The sequence below is a fragment of the Halomonas sp. MS1 genome (assembly GCF_024182575.1).
Taxonomy (GTDB): Bacteria; Pseudomonadota; Gammaproteobacteria; order Pseudomonadales; family Halomonadaceae; genus Vreelandella.
Genome location: NZ_CP098926.1, coordinates 3,045,112 through 3,070,016 on the forward strand (window position 1 = coordinate 3,045,112; position 24,905 = coordinate 3,070,016).

A 24,905-nucleotide genomic window follows, 5' to 3' on the forward strand; every position below is an offset into this window, starting at 1 on the left:
GCTATTAGGTGGCTGTTAGGCGTCCTGTTATCGAAGGCGTTACAATAGTCGGCCCACTCATGCAGTGGGCCGATTTTATTCTGAGATGGAAACCGAGCCTAACGTGACCACCGACACGCAAACTTCCCATGCTGACGCCCAGAACGCTTATCCACTCACCGTATTAGATGAGGAGATAAGGCACGTTATGCTGCGTGATGCACAGCAGCTAGCGCGTCGTGTGGCAGGCCTTAAGCGGCGTCAACGAGACAGAAAACCGATCGACCACGGTGTCCAACAAGTTCAGCGCGACCTTGAAAAAGCTAAGCGCCTGCTTGCTAACCGTGAAGCACTGAAGGTGGCGCTGGATTATCCTGCCGAGTTGCCTGTAGTAGAACGACGAGAGGATATCCTAAACGCTATCCGCGACCATCAGGTAGTGGTCGTGGCGGGGGAGACAGGGTCAGGTAAAACCACTCAGCTGCCTAAAATTTGTTTAGAGCTTGGCCGTGGGCGTAAAGGGGTGATTGGGCATACCCAGCCACGCCGACTGGCAGCGCGTAGCGTTGCTGGGCGATTAGCGGAAGAGATGAGCGTGCCGCTGGGTGAGCAGGTGGGCTACCAAGTACGCTTCAATGATCAAAGCTCCCCAAATACGCTCGTAAAGCTGATGACGGACGGTATCCTGCTGGCAGAAACCCAGCACGATCCTTTGCTGCTGCGTTACGACACGCTGATTATTGATGAGGCGCACGAGCGCAGCCTTAACATCGACTTTTTGCTGGGTTATTTAAAGCGCCTGCTGCCGAAACGTCCTGATCTAAAAGTTATTATTACTTCAGCCACCATTGATGTAGATCGTTTTGCTGCCCATTTCGGCAGTGCCAACGCGCCTGCGCCGGTGGTTGAAGTCTCTGGCCGCACTTTTCCCGTCGATGTGCATTACCGCCCGCTGGCGCGTAGCGAAGAGGATGAGGATGACCGGACACTGCAAGAAGGCATTTTGCACGCCGTGCGCGAAATCGAAACCATCGAGCGTGAGAAGGGCTGGCTGCATGGTCCACGCGATGTGCTGGTGTTTTTACCCGGGGAGCGGGAGATTCGTGAGACAGCCGATACGCTGCGACGGGCTGACTTAACCGGCACCGAAATATTGCCGCTCTATGCTCGGCTTTCCAACGAAGAGCAAAATCGTGTCTTCGCTTCCCACAAAGGGCGGAGAATTGTGCTGGCGACTAACGTTGCGGAAACCTCGCTCACGGTACCGGGTATTCGCTACGTTATTGACCCTGGCTTAGTGCGGATCAGTCGCTACAGCTATCGGGCGAAAATACAGCGGCTACCGATTGAGCCGATTAGCCAGGCCAGCGCCAATCAGCGTAAAGGCCGCTGTGGCCGTGTAGCGGAAGGGGTGTGTATTCGTCTTTATGATGAAGAAGACTTCCTGTCGCGGCCAGCGTTTACCGACCCAGAAATCCAGCGCACCAATTTAGCGTCAGTCATCCTTTCCATGCTGGCGCTGAAACTTGGCAGTATAGAAGCCTTTCCCTTTGTCGACCCGCCCGATAGCCGATTCGTAAAAGATGGCTTTCGTTTGCTGTTTGAGCTGGGGGCGGTAGACGACCAGCAGCGCCTGACCCCGCTGGGCCGTAAGCTAGCTAAGCTACCCATCGACCCACGCCTAGCACGTATGGTGCTGGCAGGCGCCGAACGGGGCAGCCTGCGGGATGTGTTGATAGTGGTATCGGCTCTGGCGATACAAGATCCTAGAGATCGGCCTGCTGACAAACGCCAAGCGGCGGATCAAGCCCACCAGCGCTGGCATGATCCCGATTCTGATTTTGTTGCGTTGCTAAACTTATGGCATGGCATCGAAAATGCCCGCGAGGCTCTCTCAGGCAACCAACTACGTCGCTGGTGTCGCGAGCACTATATTAACTATCTGCGCATGCGCGAATGGCATGACACGTTCCGTCAATTGCGTCAGTTGCTGCGCGATATGGACATCGACGTGCCTGCACCGTTGCCCAGAGATGAAGACGAAAGCGAAGAGCAAGCCAAGCAAGCGCGTCGTAAAACGTCAGGAAAACTGCACCAAGCGCTGTTATCTGGGCTGCTTTCTAACCTGGGAACCCTGCTGGAAAATCGTGAATATCTCGGTGCGCGTAATCGTAAGTTTATGATTCACCCCGGTTCAGGGCTGGCGAAAAAAACGCCGAAGTGGGTAATGGCGTTTGAGCTGATTGAAACCACTAAATTGTTCGCCCGGACAGTGGCGAAAATTGACCCCCAGTGGATTGAGCCTCAAGCGCAGCACTTGATAAAAAGCAGCTATAGCGAGCCGCACTGGGAAATGAAACGTGCCCAGGTAGTTGCGTTCGAGCAAGTAACCCTGTTTGGTCTGCCTATCGTTGCCCGTCGCCGCGTGCATTATGGCCCTATTGCTCCCCAAGAGTCCCGTGAGCTGTTTATTCGTCGTGCGCTAGTGGAAGGCGAATTTCAGACTAAGGGTGAGTTTTTTGCCCATAACCGAGCGTTGATTGAAGAAGTCGAGGCACTCGAAGATCGTGCACGTCGGCGCGATATTCTGGTCGATGAAGAGACGTTGTTTGCTTTTTATGATGAACGGCTCCCTCACGATATCGTTAATGGCAAAGGATTTGAGCACTGGCGCAAGCAGGTAGAGCGTGAGTCTCCTGACTTATTAAAATTCGATATTGAGGCACTTAAAGCACGGGATGCTAACGACGTGACTCAGGCGCAGTACCCTGACCACCTAACGTTGGCAGGGGTTGCCTATCCGGTTAGCTATCACTTTAATCCTGATGCAGAAGATGATGGCGTTACGCTGACCGTACCAGCCGCTATGTTGCCTCAGTTGCCCGTACACGCCCTTGAGTGGTTAGTGCCGGGGTTGCTGCGCGAAAAGTGTATTGCGCTACTTAAATCACTGCCGAAAAGCATTCGTCGTCAAGTGGTCCCCATTCCTGACTGGGTCGATGCGGCGCTGGAAATGCTCGTGCCTGATAACCGCCCACTGACCGAGGCGCTTGGCGAGTTTATTCGGCGGCGAACGGGTACGCGGGTACACCCAGATGACTGGCGGCTTGACCTGCTAGCACCACATTTAATCATGAACGTGCGCGTTGTTGATCACGCTGGTAAAACGCTGGGCCAGGGGCGTGACGTACGTGCCCTGGAAAGGCGCTTTGAAGAAGCCGCCAGCAGGGGAGCTCAGGCGTTAGCGGAGCAGGCTAATCAGGCTCCGGCGCTTGAAGGTCTACCTATTGAGCCGCTTCCCGAGTCTCGGGTGACGACTCAAGCGGGTATTCGTGTTGAGGCCTACCCGGCACTGGTAGCAGAAGATGCACGCTTCAAAGTGGCACTTTTCGATCATCCCGCCAAGGCAGCGGCAGCGCATCAAATGGGTGTGGCGCGTTTGGCGATCTCACAACAGCCGGATCAGGTGAAAGCGATTAAGCGTTTGCCGGGGGTGGAAAAATGCGCGTTGCTGTTTGCGAAGGTTGGGAGCAAAAATGAGCTGGTTGATGATCTTTTACTGGCGGTGTTTACTCAAGTAGTGGCTGCGCATCCTCTGCCACGTTCGGAGCAAGCCCTTAAGCAGCGCTTGCAAACGTCTGAAGAAAGCTTGTTAGCGCATGCACAAGCACTGTTAACGCAAGTTGAGGCGGCGCTGAAAGGGCACTTGGCAGTGACCAAAATTTTAAAAGGGAAGCTCAATTTTGCGTTGGCGCTTGTTTACAGTGATGTCAGCGCGCAGATGAAGCGATTGGTTTACCCCGGTTTCATTCGCGATGCAGGAGAGTGGTTAACGGAGTATCCTCGTTATACAGAGGCTGCGTTAATCCGGCTGGAAAAAGCCGCGCGCGAGCGAGGGCGCGACCAAATGCTAATGCACGATGTCCAAGCATTGGAAACGCGTTTTGACGCGCGCCGTAAAAGTGAGCGCAGAGGCGACGCGGAAGACCCAGAGTTAGTGGCATTTGGTTGGTGGATTCAGGAGCTCCGGGTGTCTCTGTTTGCCCAGCAGCTGGGTACTAAAATGCCCGTTTCTGTGAAGCGCCTAGAAAAGCGTTGGGAAGAGCTTGTTAGCGTTTAACGCTTGTCGTAATACGATAATAGGCTTACGTCGTTAAGCCAATGCACCCAGATGACAACATCGATTGACAGCCAGCGACTCTCAGTAAGCCGCTAAAAGGAGAAAGGCATGACACATGTGGTGATTACCGGTACAGGACTTTACACGCCGGAACACGCCATTGATAACGCGTCGTTGGTGAAAGCATTTAACGCGTGGGTAGACAGCCAAAATGCTCGGCATGCTGATGCGATCTCACGTGGTGAACGAGAGCCGTTGTCACACTCCAGTAGCGAGTTTATTGAAAAGGCATCTGGCATTAAAAGTCGTTATGTGTTGGATGCCTCAGGAATTCTCGACCCAGCGCGAATGCGGCCTAAACTGCCACAGCGCAGCAATGATGAACCGTCTATTCAGTGCGATATGGCTACCCAGGCGGCACAACAAGCATTGGCAGCCGCTAACGTTGATGCCGCTGACATCGAGCTTGTCATCGTGGCGTGTTCGAACCTAGAACGTGCCTATCCAGCTGTGGCTGTCGAAGTTCAGCGGGCGTTAGGCACCGGCGGTTACGGTTTCGATATGAATGTAGCCTGCAGTTCAGCCACATTTGCGCTTGAAACAGCGGCCAATGCGATTGCATCTGGTAGCGTAAAGCGGGCTCTGATTGTAAACCCAGAGATCTGTTCGGCACATCTCAACTTTACAGATCGCGATAGCCACTTTATTTTTGGCGATGCTTGTACCGCAATGGTGCTTGAAAGCAGTGATTGCGCTGTGTCTGATGAGCAGTACGAAATATTAGGTACGCGTCTAGTGACGAAGTTCTCTAATGCGATTCGTAATAATGCAGGCTTCCTAAATCGCGTCACCGACAGTGACCCACTGGCGCTGGATAAGTTATTTGTACAAGAAGGGCGACGGGTGTTCCGAGAAGTGTGCCCCATGGTTGCTCAACTGATTTCGAGCCATTTAGCCTCTCTAGAGCTTTCTGGAAGCGACTTGAAGCGCATGTGGCTGCATCAGGCTAATCAGCATATGAATGACCTGATTGCGCGAAAAGTGCTAGGTGTGGAGCCTAGTAAAACGCAAGCGCCCATTATTCTTGATCGCTATGCTAATACCAGCTCAGCGGGATCGATTATTGCCTTTCACCTGCATCGTGAACAGTTAGAAAGTGGTGATATTGGTGTGATTTGTTCGTTTGGCGCAGGTTACAGCGCCGGTAGTGTTGTTATACGTCGTCAATAACAGTGCTTTTGGTTAATTGTTTTCAGGCGTGAAATGCGACGAGCCGCACGCCACACATGTTGAGAAAGGAGCTACCATGCTTGGGTTGTTAGCAAAGCCAAAAAGCGCGTTTAGTTGGTGCTACAAGGGATTGCCTGTCTTGCTGCTAGCCGTATTAAGCATGAGTGGGTGTGCTAGTTCAGGGGGGAATGTTGGCGAGCAAGTCCACCCTGAAGATCCTTGGGAAGGGTTTAACCGTCGCGTGTTTGCTTTTAATGACGTGCTAGACCGTTACACGTTAAAGCCAATCGCTAAAGGGTACCAGACGGTTACCCCCGATCCCGTGCAAACTGGGGTAGGTAACTTTTTCGCTAACCTTAGCGACGTGCGTACCGCGTTAAATAGTTTACTCCAAGGTAAGCCCGCTAATGCAGGGCTTGCTACTTCACGCTTTTTAATCAACTCGACGGTGGGTATCGGCGGGCTGTTGGATTACGCTACGTTGATGGAAATCAATGCTGATAAGGAAGATTTCGGACAAACGCTGGCGGTGTGGGGCTGGGATGACTCGCGCTATTTAGTGCTACCGCTGCTCGGTCCTAGAACACTTAGGGATACCACTGGGCTACCTTTTGATATTGCAGCTCATCCGCTTACTTATCTGGATGACCATACGCTAAGGGCTGGTTTAACGGCACTGGATATTATTCATATTCGCGCAGGGCTACTTGATCAAGAAGACTTGATTAGTGGCGACCGTTACCGCTTTGTTCGTGATGCCTTCTTACAACGCCGTCAGTTTGAGATTAATGATGGTGAGCTTGGGGATGACCCGTTTGCTATGGACGATTTTGAATTCGACGATACCGATTTTGGTGACGACGATTTCGCCGATTGAGGCTTAATATGGATCATTCCAAGCAGTTGATCGCGGTGATCGATGAGCCAGGGCAAGAGCGTGACGCGCTAGCAGAAGCGATTACGTGCGATGGCTTGTGGGTATTTGCAGCAGATAATATTGACAATTTGCCTGCCGACACAGCGCTTATCGTTGCTCATGCAAGGGCAGTGCCGCGCCAGCAGTGGTCGCAGCTGACACATCGTTTGCCTACCTTAGTTGTCAGTGATTCCCGTCAGGACGCGGACCTGATTAAGGCAGTCGATGTTGGTTTAGTTGACTATATTGTTCATCCACTACGCCACGCAGAACTGTTGCGCCGGATGATTCGCAAAGCCATTGAGCTTCATACATTGGCTCAGGAGCGAGACCGAGACCGAGAGCGTCTGGCCGAATTAAACGAAAGCCTGGAAACGCATTTAGCCTTGCTGCGTATGGATCAACAGAGCGGTGGTCATATTCAGCGCCGTTTATTGCCTATTCATCCCAAAATCATCAATGGTGTGTACTACGATTACTGGTTTGCACCTTCGCTGTATTTGTCGGGAGACTTCCTTGACTATCAGCGCTATAACGATCGCTATAGCGCGTTCTATTTTGCCGATGTGTCTGGGCATGGGGCGTCCTCTGCGTTTGTTACCGTACTGCTCAAGTATCTATGCAATCGATGGCTTAATGAGTGGGATGGCCAATCGCCAGAACAGTTGGCCCCTAACTGGTTGGCGGCATTAAACAGAGAGTTGCAGGATACTGATATTGGCAAACACGCGACCTTGTTTGTTGGTGTCATTGACCATCAGGAGCGGACGCTTCACTATTCGCTCGGTGCACAGCTTCCTATGCCATTGCTAGTGTCTGGTGGTAAGCTAGTACGTCTGGCAGGAGAGGGAATGCCAGTAGGTCTTTTTCCAGATGTAGAGTATCCTTCGCTCAGCTGTGCTTTACCGGCCGATTTTCATTTATGGCTGTGTTCAGACGGTGTATTGGAATGCTTGCCGGGTAAGACACTCGACACGCGGCTCAAGGAACTTGAGCAATTAGTAAGTGAAAGTGTCACGCTTGAGCAGTTGCGCGACCGGCTAGCCAACACCAACTCTCTTCTTATAGAAGGTGATGCGGACAGTGAGGCGAACCAGGACCGCGATGCTTTACCCGATGACCTGACAATCATGATGGTGAGCGGATTTGGTCATGCTGATTGAAGAAGGCCGCATTAAAGCGGCGTTCGACTCCGGTGTTTTTGTTTTAAAATTATGCGGCGACGTGCGCTTGACGTTGTGCGCTACGCTTGATTCTCAGGCTCAGCGGCTAGCTGAAACGCCTGGGCTAACGGCGGTAATGATCGACCTGCGCGAAGCGACGAATGTTGATTCGACGGCGCTGGGTTTTCTGGCCAAAGTTGCTATGGCGGTAAAAGGGCGCTTAGAGCACCCACCCACCATCATTGCTGATAACCCAGATGTACGGAAAATGCTGGATGTAATGGGTTTTGCACGTTTTTTTACGCTGATGGAAGCCCCATTGCAACAAGCGTCGAAACTAACATCGGCCCTAGAAGACTTGCCTGCTGAACCCGCTGACGAAGAGGGGCTGCGTGAACGTATTTTAGAGGCCCATCGAATTCTGATGCATATGAACGAGCACAACCGCGAACAGTTTCAACCGCTTGTGGAAATGCTCGAAGCGCAAAATTCGACGGCCCACTAGCAGCGCACTTCATCTGTATGTAGGTTTCAAGAGCATACTAAATAAGAAGGCCCTCCTGAGATAAACATCCTGGAGGGCCTTTTGACTTTTGCTGCCGCCTATAGCTGTGTTAGCGATGCAGCGGAGTCAGCAATCGAATTAGCTGCTGCGAAGCTTACTTAGCAATTCTTCGAGTTTGCGCTGGTCAGCCATAAACTTGCGAATACCTTCTGCCAGTTTGTCCGTCGCCATTTCATCTTCGTTCATTGCCCAGCGGAAATCTGCCTGCGCTAACGCTTCACTCGGTGCGCTGCTGGCTGCTTTGGGAATGAGTTGTTGTGGCAACTCTCCTTGAAGTTCGTCTAGTTCGTTGAGTAGTGCAGGGGATATCGTCAAGCGATCACAGCCAGCGAGCGCCTGAATTTCACCCACGTTTCTGAAACTTGCGCCCATGACGATGGTGGAGTAGCCATGGCCTTTGTAGTAGTCATAAATGCGCTTAACAGACTGCACGCCTGGGTCGTTGGCACCGCTAAAATCTGTGTCAGGGGCTTTGGCTTTATGCCAATCGAGAATACGGCCTACGAACGGTGAAATAAGCGTTGCACCAGCATCTGCACAGGCCTGTGCCTGGGCAAAACCAAATAGTAGGGTTAAGTTAGTGCGAATGCCGTCACGTTCAAGTTGGCGAGCGGCTTGGATGCCTTCCCAGGTCGATGCCATCTTGATCAAAATACGCTCTGGACCCACGCCTTGCTGGGCGTATCGCTCAATCAGCGAGTGTGCTTTGGCAATAGTGGCATCACGATCAAACGATAGTCGGGCACTGACTTCAGTCGACACGTAGCCGGGTACCAGCTCGCTGATTTCGCTGCCGATATCAACGGCTACTCGATCTACTGCGTCTTCCAGGTTGGTGCTTTCTTTAGCAATGCTGGCGAGTCGTGCACGGCGATCTTCCTGCTGGGCCGCTTGCAAAATGAGCGAGGGGTTGGTCGTGGCATCTTGTGGCTTAAAACGGCGGATAGCGTCAAGGTCGCCGGTGTCAGCGACAACCGTGGTCATCTCTTTTAATTGAGTTAGTAGGCTAGTGGCCATGCATCGTTCCTTGTCGTCGTTGAGATAGTTGTCGTTGGGATACTTTAGCAAGGGCATTGCGTGGCGAACAGAGACCGACAAATGAATTGAAATCGATTATTATTAGCGGCCTATCTATTCAGCGGCATTCTCTGCTGAATAATGCCAACTTCAAGGATGTTTATGGAACTTAATCCTCGTCGGGTGGCGCTGTTGGTGGCGGCCAACACAGCGCTTGCGCCGTTTGCGATTGATGCTTACTTACCAGCCATTGGGGTACTGGCAGAAAACATCAATGCGAGTATTCATCATACTGAACTCTCAATCAGTATGTTTTTATTTGGCTTCGCAATCGGCCAGCTGTGCTTTGGGCCACTGTCGGATAGGGTGGGGCGTAAGCCTGTTTTGCTCAGTGGCTTAGTGGTGTTTATGCTCGCAAGCCTAATGATCACCACCGTTGATAGCTTGCCCTCTTTACTGGTATGGCGATTCATTCAAGCATTAGGTGGCGGCGCTTGCGTGGTTAACTCTGCGGCGATTGTGCGCGACTGTTTTAGCGGTCGTGAAGCCGCCAAAGTCATGTCGACGATGGCCATGATCATGATGCTGGCGCCGTTGGTGGCACCTGCCGTGGGTAGCCTCTTGCTGCACATTGCGGGATGGTGGCTGATATTTGTGTTTTTAGCCGCTTATGCAGGGTTTTTGCTTTGGCTGCTAGGTACTCGTTTACCCGAAACACGAGATACTAACTTGCCAGCTGCTTCGCCGCGTCAAGTCGTACGAAACTATGTCAGTGTGCTGCGTCATAAAGAGGGGATGGGCTACATTTGCGCTGTCGCAGCTTCATTCGCTGGGCTGTTTGCTTTTGTAACCGCCTCTCCATTTTTATACTTAGACTACTTCTCACTATCGCCTAGCGTTTACCCAATGGTATTTGGCGTCAATGTTGTGGTGATTGCGCTGTCTAATCGCGTCAATATTCATTTGCTGCGTAAGCGTTCACCACAACAGAACTTACGACTAGGGTTAACGATTCAGTTAATTGCAGCACTGGGGCTGGTTATCGCGACAGCGCTTAATTTTGCGTCGCTGTATGTGGTGGTGCCTCTAGTCATGCTGTTTACCGGCATGATTGGTTTGATCACGCCTAATGCGATTTCTGCGTTATTGGATCATTTTGGGCATATCAGTGCCACGGCGACTGCACTACTAGGTGGCATCCAGTTTAGTTGTGGAGCAATTGCTGGGGTGCTGGTGGGCTTGTTCCAGGTAGAGCACCTATGGCCGATGGTGCTTACTATGCTGGGGGCTGCGTTGCTGGGTAATATCGGCGTCCGAAAGCTGACAAGAAAGCCCGGCTACGGAGATTCGTACTGATGCTTTGTGCGGATGATTGATTTAAATGAATAACTCGTTGCCATGGATAGATATGCCACTTGGCGTGTGGCTAGCCTGTTCAGCCGTATTAATGCTGGGTGCTTTCGTACAGCGTGCGACAGGTTTCGGTTTGGCAGTGGTAGGGGCGCCACTACTGTTGATGCTAGAACCACGTTTGGTGCCGGTAGTACTCGTGTTGTTTGGGTTCACTGTTTCATTGTTGATGGTGCGCCACTACTGGCAAGAAATACGCCTGGACGCGATAGGCATTGCCTTGATTGGCCGCTTGCCAGGGAATGCGCTGGGCATTTGGTTATTGTTAACTGCTCCGTTGGTGGTGCTCGAAAAACTGATCGCCGCTATCGTGCTGTTTGCTGTGATAGTAACGCTGTTTCGTTTTCATCCCCCCGTCAACCGTGTGACGCTGTTCCTGGCAGGTGTGCTGTCAGGCGTCTTTGGCACGGTGGCCGCCATCGGTGGCCCTCCAATCGTTCTGCTAATGCACGGCTTTCCACCCGATCGCCTGCGCGGCAATTTGGCTGCTTTCTTTATTCTGACATCTCTTCTAACGCTTATAACGCTAGCGCTTGCGGGCCAGGTGTCTGCTTGGCATTTTAAATTGGCGTTGACGTTTCTACCTGCCGTGCTAATCGGGAATGCGCTGGCAGATGTGATCGCCCACCGGTTGGATAGACGGTTGCTGCAGGGAGTCTCGCTTGGGCTATGTACGTTAGCCGCATTGGGCTTATTAATGTAGCACTTGTGCAATGCAGCACTCTTAACTGAAAAATCATGCCGATGACTTAGAGTGTCATAAAGTTGTCATCGAAACGGTGCAAAGTACGTCTTGCGAAGGCCAGAACCCTACATCGACAGGAGTATTTCGCATGAACCGTATTCTAAAAACCACCGTTATCGCGGCTGCAGTAATGAGCGTTGCCGGTGTTGCCCAGGCACGTGACCAGATCCGCATCGTAGGTTCCAGTACCGTTTATCCGTTTGCCAGCTATGTTACTGAAGAGTTCGGTGCCACTACTGGTAACCCTACTCCTGTTATTGAATCAACAGGTTCGGGCGGCGGTTTGCGCCTGTTCTGTAATGGTATTGGCGAAGGTACGCCAGACATCACCAACGCTTCTCGTCGCATGAAGGCTTCCGAGTTTGAGCGTTGTGAAGAGAACGGCGTTACCGACATCACCGAAGCTAAAATCGGTTCTGACGGCATCGTATTGGGCCAATCAGGCGAAAATGATGACGTTGCTTTAACCCGTGAACAGATTTTCATGGCGGTAGCTGCCATGGTGCCTGTTGATGGCGAATTGGTTGAAAACCCCTACACCAACTGGAGCGAGATCGACGCTTCGCTGCCAGACCGCGAAATCTCCATTTATGGACCGCCCACGACTTCTGGTACCCGCGATGCATTTGAAGAGCTGGTAATGGAATCTGCGTCTGAGGGCATGGATGTTTACGGCGATGAAGCCTACACCGAAATTCGCTCTGACGGTGTTTACATCGATGCCGGTGAAAACGACAACCTGATCGTTCAGCGCCTTTCAGAAGACACCGGTGCCTTTGGTATCTTCGGCTACTCTTTCCTTGAAGAGAATGCTGACACTATCAGCGCCGCCAGCATTGATGGCGTAGTGCCTGAGGCCGACGCGATCAGTTCAGGTGAGTACCCGGTAGCACGCTCACTGTGGTTCTACGTGAAGAACCAGCATGCTGAAGAAGTATCGCCGATGTACGACTACGTCGATATGTTTATGAGCGAGATGATGATTGGCAGCGATGGCTATCTGCGCGATATCGGCTTGATCGTTCTGCCAGAAGCTGAGCGTGAAGAGTGGCGCCAAAGTGTCGCTGACCGCACGACAATGACAGCAGACGTTCTTAAGTAAGTTGGTAGGTCAAGTGTAAAGGTGGCCGGCAGCGCAAGCTGTCGGCCCATTATTGTTGATAAGTTTCTTAACCGGTGACGACGTGAGAGAGATGCGATGCAGACCAACCAGCTTCTACTGATTTTTTGTGCTGCACTATTGCTGCTGGGGCTGCTGGCTTTTTTTGCTGGCCGTTCAAAAGCCGCTCGGTTCCGTAGCGCGGGCACGGCTATGTTTGCTCAGCCAGATCAATATGCCTGGTTTACCGTGCTCTCTACCGCCGGGCCTGCGGTACTTGTTAGTGCGCTAGGAGCATTTGCGCTGCTATTAATGGGGGCAAATATCCCCACGCTCTATTTATTTGCGGCGAGTTTGGTAGTGGCAGCCATAGGGCTAATGGTGAGCCTTAACCTAGTGAAGCCTGATTTTCATGCCCGTCAAGCCATAGAATCGGTAATCGGTAAAGTCTTGGCTGGGGCAGCATTAATTTCGATTTTCACTACCTTTGGCATTTTGTTCTCGATCATTTCCGAGGCGCTGCGCTTTTTTCAAATGCACAGCTTCTGGGAATTTATTACCGGCACCACCTGGAACCCGGGGGCAAGCTTTTTAGCTGCAGCGGGTCGCGGCGATGGTGGCGGTGCTGAGTTTGGCTCGGTACCGCTGTTCGCTGGTACCTTTATGATTACTGCTATCGCCATGCTGGTGGCGGTGCCTGTCGGTTTGCTCTCAGCAATTTACATGTCCGAATTTGCGCCAAGTAAAGTGCGCACCGTTGCCAAGCCGGTGTTAGAGGTTTTGGCGGGCATTCCTACCGTGGTTTACGGCTTTTTTGCCGCCATCACCGTAGCGCCGATTATCGTTAATATCGCTGGTTTTTTGGGGCTCGACGCTTCTTATAACAATGCGCTGGCGCCTGGCATTGTGATGGGCATTATGATCATACCGTTTATCTCATCGCTGTCTGATGACGTGATCAACTCGGTGCCAGATAGCATGCGCCAAGGGTCGTTGGCACTGGGCATGACCAAAGGGGAGACCATTCGTGATGTGGTAGTGCCCGCTGCAATGCCCGGGATTATCTCTGCTGCGCTCTTAGGTATGTCGCGTGCGATGGGTGAAACAATGATTGTGGTGATGGCCGCAGGTATGCGTCCCAACTTAACCGCCAACCCGCTGGAAGATATGACCACGGTCACCGTGCGCATTGTGGCAGCATTAACTGGCGACCAAGAGTTTGCAAGTGCTGAAACGCTATCGGCTTTCGCGTTAGGGCTTGTGCTGTTCGTTGTTACGCTTGTGCTTAATTTGGTGTCGGTTCTGATGATCCGTCGTTTCCGCGAAAAATATCGCGTGAATAACCTGTAACGTCGAGGAACTGTTTCGATGAGCCATACTTTTGACGAAATCAGCCAGCAGCTTAAAAAGCGCCACCGGAAGTCTACCCGCCTCAAATGGATAACCATGGGGTCGTTAGGGCTGGCAGGCTTGTTCCTGGTGCTGTTTTTTGCAGACATGCTGACTAAAGGTCTGCCTGCTTTTCAGCAAGCGTATATACAAGTCGAGATCAACTATACCGAAGAAGCCGAAACCGATGGGCGGAAGGCGTTTGATGAAGAGCTGCTGCCCATTATCAGCCGCACGGTAGTGCGCGTGATCCCGATGGAACTTCGCAATAATCCTGACATGATTGGTACCAGCGAAACCCAGTGGGTGCTATCGACCAGTGGGGTGGATCAGTATCTGAAAGGTCACCGGCATCGTTTAAGTGAAGAAGAACAGGCGGCTATTGATGCCCTGGTTGAAGCGGGTCAGGTAGATCTTCGCTTCAATAGCACCTTTTTTGGTTCGGGTGATTCAAAAATTGCCGAGAATGCAGGTATCCTCTCGGCCGTTGTCGGTACCGTGATGACAATGATCGTCACCCTAGCTATCTCGTTTCCTATCGGCGTTATGACGGCGATTTATCTGGAGGAGTTTGCTCCAGACAACCGCTTTACTCAGCTCATTGAAATTAATATCAACAACCTTGCTGCGATTCCCTCGATTCTGTTTGGTCTGCTGGGTCTTGCGATCTTTATTAACTTCTTTGGGGTGCCGCGTTCGTCGCCGTTAGCGGGTGGTATGACTCTGGCGCTGATGACGCTCCCCGTTATTATTATCTCAACACGTACTGCGCTGCGTAGCGTGCCGGAATCCATCCGCCATGCTGGTTTTGGGGTGGGGTGTTCGCGCTGGCAAGTGGTGCGGGATCACGTTTTACCGTTAGCTATGCCAGGTATTATGACCGGCTCTATTATTGGCTTGGCGCAAGCGATGGGTGAAACAGCACCGTTGATTATCGTGGGTATGGTGGCTTTTATCCCCGATGTGGGTGCTTCATTTACCGAAGCAGCCACCGTCATGCCAGCTCAAATATTTACCTGGTCAGGTGAGCCAGAGCAGGCGTTTGTAGAAAAAACCGCCGGCGGTATTTTGGTGCTACTCACCATACTCATCTCACTCAACGCCTTTGCCGTTGTGTTACGTAAGAAATTTGAGCGTCGCTGGTAGGCCAGCGCGATAGAGGACATGATTATGAATAGCCAAGCACCCGTAATGAATAGCCAAGCATCTGTAATGAATGGCCAGCAAGTCCCTGCGGCTGGGCAACCCTACACACGAAACGACGCTGCGTGCCACGACCTGAGCTTCCGGGTTCGCGATTTGAATCTGTGGTATGGCAAAAACCAAGCGTTGAATAATCTGAATATTGATCTATTTCAGAAAAATGTGACGGCACTGATTGGCCCTTCGGGGTGTGGTAAGTCGACGTTTTTACGCTGCTTGAACCGCATGAACGACTTGATTCCTAGCGTACGAGTCGAAGGCTTGGTTGAGATGGATGGGCTAGATGTTAATGCGCCTAAAATGGATGAAGTGGCGCTGCGTCGCCGGGTGGGCATGGTATTCCAAAAGCCTAATCCGTTTCCTAAGTCGATCTTTGAAAATATCGCTTACGCACCACGCATGCACGATTTGGTCAGTCGTAAAGCCGAGCAGGAAGAGTTGGTTGAAAAGGCGCTACGCGACGCCGGGCTGTGGAACGAGGTGAAAGACAAGCTGCATGAGCCAGGTACCTCTCTCTCTGGTGGTCAACAACAGCGTTTGTGTATTGCCCGAGCGATTGCAGTACAGCCAGATGTGATTTTAATGGATGAACCGACTTCGGCGCTTGACCCGATCTCGACCGCAACCATCGAAGATTTGATGGATAAGCTGAAAGAGCAGTTCACCATTATTACCGTGACGCATAATATGCAGCAGGCCGCACGGGTAGCCGACTACACGGCATTTTTCCACCTGGGGGAAATCATCGAGTACAACGATACCAAAGTGATGTTCTCAACCCCGGCACAGAAAAAAACCGAAGACTATATCTCCGGTCGTTACGGTTAACTAAGACTGCCTGTAGGCTAGCCCCAAGCTAACCTGCAGGCATTTTTTTATTTTTTCATATATGTTTTTTCGTATATTGGCATTGCGAATTTTTGCACTATTCATTTATTTAGACGTTCATGCATACGTTTATCTAAATAGGAGGCCCCATGACATTACGTATCGGTATTAACGGGTTTGGTCGTATTGGCCGATTGGCACTGCGAAGCTTATGGGCTGAGGTTGAAGCTGGGGCAGTAGAGCTTGTGCGTATTAACGACCCAGGCGGTGATTCGGCAACCTTTGCCCACCTGCTTGAGTTTGATTCGGTGCATGGCCACTGGTCTCCAGGTGAAGGGATTGCAGCTTATGACGATGCGATTGTTTTAGATGGTAAAACGGTTGCGTTTAGCGCCAATAAAGCGATTGCCGACAGTGACTGGTCTGCCTGTGACGTGGTCATCGAGTGCTCGGGTAAAATGAAAGAAACCGCCAAGCTCCAGGCGTATCTTGATCAAGGCGTTGCGCGCGTAGTGGTGAGTGCGCCGATTAAAGAAGAGGGCGTGCTGAACGTGGTAGTAGGTGTCAACGATCATCTTTATGACCCTGCTCAGCACCGGATCGTAACGGCCGCTAGCTGTACCACAAACTGCTTAGCCCCGGTGGTTAAAGTGATTCAGGAAACCTTTGGTATTCGCCATGGTTCGATGACGACGGTACACGACATTACCAACACCCAAACAATTCTAGATGCGCCGCACAAAGACCTACGTCGTGCTCGTGCCTGTGGTATGAGTTTGATTCCGACGACAACGGGCTCTGCAAAAGCAATCACTGCCATCTTTCCCGAACTGGAAGGCAAGCTGAATGGTCATGCCATTCGTGTGCCGCTGGCCAATGCATCGCTCACCGATATGGTGTTTGAGCTTGAGCGCGAGGTCACGGTGGAAGAGGTCAATCAAGCGCTGAAAGCGGCCGCGGAGGGAGGACTCGCCGGTATTTTGGGTTATGAAGAGCGCCCGCTGGTATCGATTGATTATCGCACTGACCCGCGCAGCTCCATTATTGATGCGCTTTCTACCATGGTGGTCAACGGCACCCAGCTTAAGCTTTACGCCTGGTATGACAACGAGTGGGGCTATGCCAACCGCACGGCCGAGTTGGCGCTAATGGTAGCTGGTGAGAAGACAGTTAAAGAGCAGATGGGCCGTGGCTGATTCGCCGTTTCTCAAAATGCGCGTCCGAGTCAGAGCGCTGCCGTTTGAAGTTCGCCAATACATGTTGATCACTGGCAACTACTGGGCGTTTACCATTACCGACGGCGCGCTACGCATGCTGGTGGTGATGTATTTCCACCAGCTAGGTTACTCGCCGCTGCAAATCGCCATGCTGTTTCTGTTCTATGAAGCGTTTGGCGTCGTGACCAACTTGGTCGGCGGCTGGCTTGGTGCGCGGTTAGGCTTGAACCGCACGATGAATGTGGGGCTGGGGCTACAAATTGTTGCGCTTGCCATGCTGATGGTGCCCGCAGGGATGCTCACGGTTGTTTGGGTGATGGCGGCGCAGGCACTGTCTGGCATTGCCAAAGACTTAAATAAAATGAGTGCTAAAAGTGCGGTCAAAGTATTGGTGCCTAAAGAGAGTGCCAACGCTAATAGCTCTCTCTACCGCTGGGTAGCGATGCTGACCGGTTCTAAAAATGCGCTAAAAGGCTTGGGTTTTTTTGTTGGGGGAGTACTGCTAACGCTGATTGGTTTCCGAGGCGCGGTGATTGCCATGGCGGTGATGCTTAGCGCGGTATTAATGGTCTCCTTGTTGCGCTTAAAAGCAGACCTAGGACGCCAAAAAGTAAAACCCAAGTTTTCGGAGATTTTCTCCAAGTCTCGTGCCATCAACGTGCTTTCAGCGGCGCGCTTTTGCTTGTTTGCATCAAGAGATGTCTGGTTCGTAGTGGCACTGCCGGTGTTCCTATACGATCAGCACGGCTGGAGCCACTGGACGGTGGGGGGGCTACTGGCAGCATGGATTATTGGCTACGGTGGGGTACAAACCCAGGCACCTAAACTGACCCAGTTGATTGAAGGGGATGCCCGCTCGCTAACCGCAGGATGGGCAGCCGCTTTAGCAGTACTAGCGATTTTATTGGCGTTGTTACCGCTGGCGCAGGTGGGTTGGCTGGTGGTCGGGCTTTTAGCGTTTGGTGTGCTATTTGCGATTAACTCCAGCTGGCACAGTTACCTGATCGTTCATTACGCTCGTGCTGATGGCGTCTCGATGGATGTCGGCTTTTACTATATGGCCAACGCCATGGGGCGTTTGGTAGGAACCTTGCTGTCAGGCTGGCTATATATGGCGTACGGATTGAGCGCCTGTCTTTGGGTATCGGCGGCCTTCGTGACAGCCAGCTCCGTGATGGCACTGGCGTTGCCTAGACAAGCTGCTTAAAGGCCAGTTTCTAGCCTGCTGATAACGCTGCACCGTCCACATAAAGGTGGCGCAATTTCCACCAACCTTCAACGCCAATGCGCAGTCCTTGGTTAGCAAGGTCGGGGTCAATGTAGATCGAAACACTATCTTGAAGATGGTGCTGATAGTGTTGGGTATCTTCTGGATGGTGCGCTTCGGCTACCGCTAGCTTGGCGAGGCCTCCGCAGCAGCCGTGGCGAGGGGAAAGCCGAACAGTGACGCTTCCGCCTTGTTGTTTAATGAACGCCACTGCGTTGCTGTCGATATCAATGACATGGCTCATTGCTCACCCCTTACTATTGTCCTGGCATGTGGTTCCTATATTAGCTCGCTGGATAGTGGATGGTTTCGCCATTCTCTTTGGTAAAGTGTGCAACGGGTTGCTCAAGCAGCTCCAATACTCGTTCGGGTGGGCGACACAGGCGCGCGCCTTTTTGGCTAATGACGATAGGACGATTGATCAGAATCGGGTGCGCTAGCATGGCGTCAATCAACTGATCATCGTCTAGCGAAGAGTCATTCAATTTGAGCTCATCAAAAGGCGCGCCCTTTTGGCGCAGCAGCTCTCGTGGTGATATCTTCATCATCGCGAGTAGCGCTACTAGGCGCTCTCGGCTGGGCGGTGTTTCCAAGTAGTGAATTACCTCGGGGTCTTCGCCCGACGCCTTGATCATTGCCAGCGTATTGCGCGAAGAGCTGCAGTTAGGGTTGTGGTAGATGGTGACCATTCAGGGTACTTCCTCTCAGGTTTATGCTAATGAGCAGGCGAAGGAAAATGCTGACGCGTGTTGTTGGCAATGCGTACCAGTGCGAGCATAAGCGGTACTTCAACTAAAACACCCACTACTGTGGCTAGCGCGGCGCCTGATTGTAAGCCAAACAGTGCAATGGCGGCTGCAACTGCCAGCTCAAAAAAGTTGCTGGCACCGATCATTGCACCTGGGGCAGCGATGTTGTGCGGTACACGCCATGCTTTGGCCCAGCCATAGGCGATAAAGAAGATCAAAAATGTTTGGATAATCAGCGGAATGGCGATTAATACGATATGCAGCGGATTATTCAGAATAACGTCGCCTTGGAAAGCGAATAGAAGCACTAGAGTAATGATTAACCCGATGGGCGTGATTGGGCCAACGCGCTTCATTAACACGTTGTCGTACCATTCAGCTCCGCGCTTGGCGATCAGCGTTTTACGGGTGATATAGCCAGCGGTAAGCGGAATGACGATGTACAGCACCACCGATAAAATAACCGTGTCCCAGGGCACTTGGATGTTTGAGATTCCTAGTAACAGCACCACAAGCGGCGCAAAGGCAAACAGCATAATCAAATCATTCAAAGCTACTTGAACCAGCGTGTAAGCCGCATCACCTCGAGTCAGGTAGCTCCATACAAATACCATCGCGGTGCAAGGGGCTGCCCCCAATAGTATGGCGCCCGCTAGGTATTGGCTGGCCAGTTCCTCAGCAATAAATGGCTGAAAAATCACCATGAAAAACAGCCAGGCCAAGGCGAACATTGTGAAGGGTTTAATCAGCCAGTTGACCGTGGTGGTAATGGTCAGGCCCTTTGGCTGGCGGCGCACTCCTGCAATCGCACTGAAATCAATCTGCGCCATCATGGGAAAAATCATCGCCCAGATTAATACGGCAATTGGAATGGAGACCTGGGCATACTCAAACCGTGATAACACCTCTGGCACGGCAGGGGCGAACTGCCCAAGTGCAATCCCGGTAACAATGGCAATTGCTACCCATACGGAAAGGTAGCGTTCAAACAGCCCCATATCGGCACTGGTGGGTGATGAATTGCTCTGGGTCGTCATAAAGCCACTCCCTGATCAAATAGCACGTTGACTGACGCGTTTGGAGACTTCTTCTGCACTCTCTTTACGCTCAGAGTAACGGTCGGTTAGCAGATCGCTGCGCTCACGAACCAGCAGGGTGAACTTCACCAGTTCTTCCATAACATCAACAATGCGGTCATAAAATGGAGAAGGCTTCATGCGACCGTTGTCATCAAACTCCATAAAAGCCTTAGGTACCGATGACTGATTTGGAATCGTCACCATGCGCATCCAGCGCCCTAAAATACGCAGCTGATTTACCGTGTTAAACGACTGGGAGCCACCGCACACCTGCATTACTGCAAGCGTTTTGCCCTGGGTGGGGCGAACGCCGCCTAAGGCAAGAGGAATCCAGTCAATTTGTGCTTTCATAATGCCAGTCATTGCACCGTGGCGTTCAGGTGAGCACCACACCATGCCATCGGCCCACTGTGCCAGTGTACGCAGCTCATCCACTTTAGGGTGGCTCGCATCTTCCGCATCCGGCAGGGGTAAGCCACGCGGATCAAAAATCTTTGTACTTGCCCCCATTGCATTGAGTAGCCGAGCGGCTTCTTCAACGGCTAAGCGGCTGAATGAACGCTCGCGTAATGAGCCGTAAAGCAGCAGGATTTTGGGGGCAGGCTGGTCACTCGAGGGAAGCCTCAACGTTTCATGATTGGGAGCTTCAAACAGACTACTGTCTACGTTGGGTAAATCGTCAAACAATGCCATTGGTGGTGGCCCTTTGATGTCGAAGAAGTGGTTATTGATCGTTATGATATATGTTTTTTCGTATATTTGTACCGGTAACTAGCAGGCTGCAATAATGACGTCATCTTGAAGGCGTAAATTGCTGAAATCACACCCATCAAGAGGTCATTTATTTATGCCAAAGCGCCGCGTGCTGTTCCTTTGTAATGCCAACTCTGCACGGTCTTTGATGGGAGAAGCGCTGCTTCGCCAGATGGCCAGTGATCGCTTTGATGCTTTCAGCGCAGGTTCCGAGCCAGATGAACCCCATGCGCTAACGTTAGAGGCACTGCATAAACAAGGCCTTGCTACGGAAGGGTTGCGTAGTAAGTCACTGGATGAGTTTGAGGACGACTACTTCGACTTTGTCATTGTACTTTGCGATAAGGCGCAACAGGTTTGCAGAGACTGGCAAGGGCGCGCCAGAGAAGTGCTCTTCTGGGATATTCGTGATCCGAGGCTAATTAGTAAATTAGATGCATACGAGCAAGCGCTACTGGAGATTCGTCGGCGTCTGCAGCTATGGCTGTCCCTGCATGCTCATGATCAGCCACGTGGTTGAAAGAATTTATGCGTATGGTGAATAGTTTAAGCGTTAAAGCGAGCTGGGCGCTGGTGTTAGTGACCTTCACCTGCCTCATATTGGCGATTGGTGGGTTGGGGTTATTTGCCAATCACTTTGGCCGTGAGGCGTTTACGTCGCTGCAGCAACGAGATATGAATCAGGTACGTGAGCTTAACGGGGCCTATACCCAGCTGCTGCGTGCTCGTATACAAATGAACCGAGCTGCTGAGCTAATTCGTACTCCCTCTTTTGAGCGTCCAGAACCTTTGTTAGAGGAAGCGGGGAGCTTGTTGAGTACGGCGTCAGCCCGCTTTAACGCTTTCCACTCAAGTTTTGCTGAGGATGAGCGGCTTGAGCTTGTGGATCAGTTGGCGAATGATTTCCACTCACTGGTTAATAATAATTTAAGTTTGCAAATGATGATGCTGGAAGAGCGCGATGTTCGAGGCTTCCTATCTGGCGAGTCTCGCGTGGATGAGAGTAGTCAGCAGTTTGTGACTGCTGCGGAAGCCTTCTACGCTTACTCGGTCGCCCGTGGCGCTGGGCTGCTTGATCGCTTTCAAAAAGTATCGTCGCTACTATTTTGGGGAGTGCTTGGCGTTGTTGTTGTGGCAATGCTGGTCATCGCGTTAGTGGTATGGGGCGTGCGTAACAATGTTTTGCAGCCTTTGCGTGTAATAACGCAGCACTTTAAACGCATCGCCAAGGGCGATTTATCAACGCCAGTCGACGCCCATGCCGCGAATGAAATTGGTCTGTTGTTTAGCGAATTGGCAAATATGCAGCATTCGCTAACGTCGACGGTGAACCATCTTAACAACAGTAGCCAACAGGTTTATACCGATAGCCAAGTGATGGCAGCTCAAAGCCAACAATTGGCGGGGCAAACTGACTCGCAAGTAGCCGCGCTCGTACAAATGGCGGCAAGCCTCAAGCAGTTAACCGCAACCGTAAATCAGAATGCAGAAAGTGCGGCGCATGTGAGTCAAGCGACGACGGGGGTCGCTCATAAAGCGCAGCAAGGTGATCAAGTGATTGCCCAGTTCATAGCGACTATGCAGGCCATTAACAAGCACTCCGAAGAAATACAAAGCATTATTTCCATGATTGAAAGTATTGCCTTCCAAACGAATATTCTGGCTTTGAATGCCTCTGTTGAGGCAGCGCGTGCGGGTGAGCACGGGCGTGGCTTTGCGGTGGTGGCTAGCGAAGTAAGGGCGTTAGCAACGCGCAGTGCTGATGCGGCACATGAGATTCGGTCGCGTATTGAAGCATCTCGCCAGAGTGTTGAGGAGGGGAGTGAGTTATCTCAGCAAGCGGGTGAGCATACGCGCGATATTATGCAGTCGGCCACTCAGGTAGAGCAGTTGATGGCAAGGATAGCCAGCGCGTCGGAAGAGCAGCGTCGTGGTATTGAGGAAGTGAACAGGGCGGTCACGCAAATTGATATGACAACCCAAGATACGCTGAAGCTGGTCAATCACGCGGCACAAAGTGCTGAAGGACTAACTCAAGAAGCTCTGAAAATGCGTGAATATGCTGGTCAATTTCGCATGGTTGAGGATCAGCTTAGCAATAATCATGATGATATCAGTGAAGCTACAGAGGCGCTCAAGTCATTGGACTGGCAGACATTGGCCACTTCAGAAAAGTATGGCGATAGGGAAGATAGACGCGCCTTGGCATGATCAGTATGGCAAGGCGCGGATGGGTTGATTATATTAGTCGATTAGTTCAACAGCCACAGCGGTGGCTTCGCCACCACCAATGCACAGGCTGGCAATACCACGTTTGCCGCCTTTGGTGCGTAGGGCGTGAATAAGCGTCGCAATGACGCGTGAACCTGTTGAGCCAATTGGGTGCCCTTGGGCACAAGCGCCGCCAAACACGTTGACTTTCTCGTGGGGTAGCCCCAAGTCATCCATCGCCATTAACGTAACGACAGCGAACGCTTCGTTAATCTCAAACAGATCAACGTCGTTAACGCCCCAGCCAAGCTTTTTCATCAGCTTTTCAATGGCACCGACTGGCGCAATGGTGAATTCGCTTGGATGGCGGGAGTGGGTGGTATGGCCAAGCATTTTCGCTAGTGGCTTTACACCATGGCGCTTTGCGGCTTCATGGCTGGCCAAAATAAGTGCGGATGCACCGTCGGAAATTGAGCTAGCGTTGGCAGCAGTAATAGTACCGTCTTTAGCAAACGCCGGGCGCAACTGGCGGATTTTATCTAGCTTCGCTTGGAAAGGCTGTTCATCATGCTCGACCAGCGTTTCACCTTGGCGGCTGGTGACTGTTACCGGTGCCATTTCTGCCGCTAAGTGGCCGTTATTGGTAGCGTCCATAGCGCGCTCTAGGGATGCAATGGCAAAGTCATCCAGACGCTCGCGCGTGTAGCCACGCTCTGAGGCAACATCCTGAGCGAAAACGCCCATCAATTTGCCGGTTTCGGCATCTTCTAAGCCGTCAAGGAACATGTGGTCCTTTAGCTCGCCATGACCTAGACGATAACCACCACGCGCTTTAGTGAGTACGTGTGGGGCATTAGACATCGATTCCATGCCGCCCGCGAGCAGCACTTCCCCCGTCCCGGCTTTGATCAAATCGTGGGCTAGCATGGTGGCTTTCATGCCAGAACCACACAGTTTATTGATCGTAGTCGCACCATTGGCATCGGGAATGCCAGCCTGACGCATGGCCTGGCGGGCTGGCCCTTGTTTTACGCCGGCGGGTAGTACACAACCCATGATGCCTTCTTCAATAACGGATGCTTCGATACCCGCTCGCTCTATGGCCGCGCGGATTGCAACGGCCGCAAGTTCGGGAGCCGTCATGCTAGAAAGACTACCCATCATGCCGCCCATTGGCGTGCGGGTGGCAGATAAAAATACAACCTCGGTGGCATTACTCATTTGTGCGTCTCCTGTCGGATTTCTTGTGATTATCTTGCTGTAAGCTTAGTGATGCGTTGACCCGTTGGCGGGGCTGTGGTCTTCTCCTAAGTAACCAAGCAAGCGCTAGTGTAAATGACATGAATGTAATGAATGCTTCCCCTCGCCGCAAGGAATTGACACGTTTAGCGGCTCAGCTATTCGTCCAAGAAGGCTTTGATCGCACCACGGTGCGTATGCTGGCGCAAGAAATGGGTATCAAGTCTGGCAGCTTGTTCCATCACTTCAAAGATAAGCAGGAAATCTTAGCTGCAGTAATAGAGGAGGGTACCCATAATGCTCTTAGCATTGCTAAAGCAGCGCTTCAAGAGTGCGACAATGACCCTGAGGCGCGTCTGCATGCTATGGCCCGAGCGCACTTAGAGACGCTTTTCGCTGATCGCAATGCCCATGTGGTCGCGTTATTTGAGTGGCGACGGTTAGATCCAGATGCGAGTGCCCATTTAAGCCACCTGCGGGATGCCTACGAAGCACTATGGGTAGAGGTTATCGATGATGCGCTGGCAGCAGAGCTTATTCACGGTGACCGCTTTCTTGTATCGCGGTTTATATTGGGTGCGCTGAATTGGACGGTACGCTGGTACGATCCCAGTGGGCCGCGCACACCCGATGACCTAGCCGATGAACTAGTTGCGATGATTATGGCCCGTTAATACCCCCTTCTCGACCAACGTCTAATCCGTTTACGACGCTGATTGCTTGCGC

Annotated in this window: 22 protein-coding genes; 16 read left to right on the top strand and 6 right to left on the bottom strand. The window is 51.9% G+C overall.

The window, feature by feature from the left end; translation table 11 throughout:
• Positions 1–85: 85 nt before the first annotated feature.
• The 5 genes from hrpA to NF683_RS13910 all read left to right on the top strand — a co-directional run bounded on the left by hrpA (position 86) and on the right by NF683_RS13910 (position 7,913).
• Complete coding sequence (hrpA, locus tag NF683_RS13890; protein WP_253920261.1) at positions 86–4,099, top strand: ATP-dependent RNA helicase HrpA; 4,014 nt, start codon at positions 86–88, stop codon at positions 4,097–4,099.
• Between the two features lie 108 nt (positions 4,100–4,207).
• The gene (locus NF683_RS13895) at positions 4,208–5,329 is read left to right on the top strand and encodes a beta-ketoacyl-ACP synthase III (protein WP_089037894.1); all 1,122 of its coding nucleotides are present in this window, start codon (positions 4,208–4,210) and stop codon (positions 5,327–5,329) included.
• Positions 5,330–5,405: 76 nt separating this feature from the next.
• A complete protein-coding gene (locus NF683_RS13900; RefSeq protein ID WP_253920262.1) occupies positions 5,406–6,206 on the top strand; it encodes an MlaA family lipoprotein in 801 nt (266 codons plus the stop codon).
• 8 nt (positions 6,207–6,214) lie between these two features.
• Positions 6,215–7,408 carry a PP2C family protein-serine/threonine phosphatase gene (locus NF683_RS13905; protein WP_089037896.1) on the top strand — a complete coding sequence of 398 codons (1,194 nt, stop codon included), beginning with the start codon at positions 6,215–6,217 and terminating at the stop codon, positions 7,406–7,408.
• A complete protein-coding gene (locus tag NF683_RS13910; RefSeq protein ID WP_089037897.1) occupies positions 7,398–7,913 on the top strand; it encodes an STAS domain-containing protein in 516 nt (171 codons plus the stop codon). Before NF683_RS13905 ends, NF683_RS13910 begins: the two co-directional genes overlap by 11 nt.
• A gap of 138 nt (positions 7,914–8,051) precedes the next feature.
• On the opposite strand, the gene tal is transcribed toward NF683_RS13910, so the two are convergent.
• A complete protein-coding gene (gene tal / locus NF683_RS13915) occupies positions 8,052–8,990 on the bottom strand; it encodes a transaldolase (protein WP_089037898.1) in 939 nt (312 codons plus the stop codon).
• Between the two features lie 162 nt (positions 8,991–9,152).
• On the opposite strand from tal, the gene NF683_RS13920 reads away from it, so the two are divergent.
• The 8 genes from NF683_RS13920 to arsJ all read left to right on the top strand — a co-directional run bounded on the left by NF683_RS13920 (position 9,153) and on the right by arsJ (position 18,088).
• Entirely contained in the window at positions 9,153–10,346 is a 1,194-nt protein-coding gene (locus NF683_RS13920) for a Bcr/CflA family multidrug efflux MFS transporter (protein WP_089037899.1), read from the top strand.
• Positions 10,347–10,371: 25 nt separating this feature from the next.
• Complete coding sequence (locus NF683_RS13925; protein WP_089037900.1) at positions 10,372–11,103, top strand: sulfite exporter TauE/SafE family protein; 732 nt, start codon at positions 10,372–10,374, stop codon at positions 11,101–11,103.
• 130 nt (positions 11,104–11,233) lie between these two features.
• Positions 11,234–12,247, top strand: a complete 1,014-nt coding sequence (locus NF683_RS13930) for a substrate-binding domain-containing protein (protein WP_089037901.1) — start codon at positions 11,234–11,236, stop codon at positions 12,245–12,247.
• A 96-nt stretch (positions 12,248–12,343) separates the two neighbouring features.
• Complete coding sequence (gene pstC, locus NF683_RS13935) at positions 12,344–13,594, top strand: phosphate ABC transporter permease subunit PstC (RefSeq protein ID WP_089037902.1); 1,251 nt, start codon at positions 12,344–12,346, stop codon at positions 13,592–13,594.
• An 18-nt stretch (positions 13,595–13,612) separates the two neighbouring features.
• Positions 13,613–14,779, top strand: a complete 1,167-nt coding sequence (pstA, locus tag NF683_RS13940) for a phosphate ABC transporter permease PstA (protein ID WP_089037903.1) — start codon at positions 13,613–13,615, stop codon at positions 14,777–14,779.
• Between the two features lie 45 nt (positions 14,780–14,824).
• On the top strand, positions 14,825–15,664 hold the full coding sequence (gene pstB, locus NF683_RS13945; protein WP_089040842.1) for a phosphate ABC transporter ATP-binding protein PstB: 840 nt from the start codon (positions 14,825–14,827) through the stop codon (positions 15,662–15,664).
• Between the two features lie 149 nt (positions 15,665–15,813).
• Positions 15,814–16,860 (top strand): ArsJ-associated glyceraldehyde-3-phosphate dehydrogenase, encoded by a 1,047-nt coding sequence (locus tag NF683_RS13950; RefSeq protein WP_089037904.1) that lies wholly within the window; start codon positions 15,814–15,816, stop codon positions 16,858–16,860.
• 16 nt (positions 16,861–16,876) lie between these two features.
• Complete coding sequence (arsJ, locus tag NF683_RS13955; protein ID WP_089040843.1) at positions 16,877–18,088, top strand: organoarsenical effux MFS transporter ArsJ; 1,212 nt, start codon at positions 16,877–16,879, stop codon at positions 18,086–18,088.
• Between the two features lie 10 nt (positions 18,089–18,098).
• On the opposite strand, the gene NF683_RS13960 is transcribed toward arsJ, so the two are convergent.
• From NF683_RS13960 to arsH, 4 genes are read right to left on the bottom strand one after another with little or no spacing between them, the layout of a single operon-like run.
• Positions 18,099–18,392 carry a CC/Se motif family (seleno)protein gene (locus tag NF683_RS13960; RefSeq protein ID WP_089037905.1) on the bottom strand — a complete coding sequence of 98 codons (294 nt, stop codon included), beginning with the start codon at positions 18,390–18,392 and terminating at the stop codon, positions 18,099–18,101.
• Between the two features lie 40 nt (positions 18,393–18,432).
• Positions 18,433–18,837 (bottom strand): arsenate reductase (glutaredoxin), encoded by a 405-nt coding sequence (gene arsC, locus NF683_RS13965; RefSeq protein ID WP_089037906.1) that lies wholly within the window; start codon positions 18,835–18,837, stop codon positions 18,433–18,435.
• Positions 18,838–18,863: 26 nt separating this feature from the next.
• Entirely contained in the window at positions 18,864–19,934 is a 1,071-nt protein-coding gene (gene arsB, locus NF683_RS13970) for an ACR3 family arsenite efflux transporter (RefSeq protein WP_089037907.1), read from the bottom strand.
• 15 nt (positions 19,935–19,949) lie between these two features.
• A complete protein-coding gene (gene arsH, locus NF683_RS13975; RefSeq protein WP_089037908.1) occupies positions 19,950–20,669 on the bottom strand; it encodes an arsenical resistance protein ArsH in 720 nt (239 codons plus the stop codon).
• A gap of 154 nt (positions 20,670–20,823) precedes the next feature.
• Between arsH and NF683_RS13980 the strand changes: the two genes are divergently transcribed.
• A complete protein-coding gene (locus NF683_RS13980) occupies positions 20,824–21,249 on the top strand; it encodes an arsenate reductase ArsC (protein ID WP_089037909.1) in 426 nt (141 codons plus the stop codon).
• Positions 21,250–21,263: 14 nt separating this feature from the next.
• A complete protein-coding gene (locus NF683_RS13985; RefSeq protein WP_253920263.1) occupies positions 21,264–22,940 on the top strand; it encodes a methyl-accepting chemotaxis protein in 1,677 nt (558 codons plus the stop codon).
• Between the two features lie 33 nt (positions 22,941–22,973).
• On the opposite strand, the gene NF683_RS13990 is transcribed toward NF683_RS13985, so the two are convergent.
• Complete coding sequence (locus NF683_RS13990; RefSeq protein ID WP_089037911.1) at positions 22,974–24,161, bottom strand: acetyl-CoA C-acyltransferase; 1,188 nt, start codon at positions 24,159–24,161, stop codon at positions 22,974–22,976.
• A 128-nt stretch (positions 24,162–24,289) separates the two neighbouring features.
• On the opposite strand from NF683_RS13990, the gene NF683_RS13995 reads away from it, so the two are divergent.
• Positions 24,290–24,853 (top strand): TetR/AcrR family transcriptional regulator, encoded by a 564-nt coding sequence (locus NF683_RS13995; RefSeq protein WP_253920264.1) that lies wholly within the window; start codon positions 24,290–24,292, stop codon positions 24,851–24,853.
• Positions 24,854–24,905 lie beyond the last annotated feature (52 nt).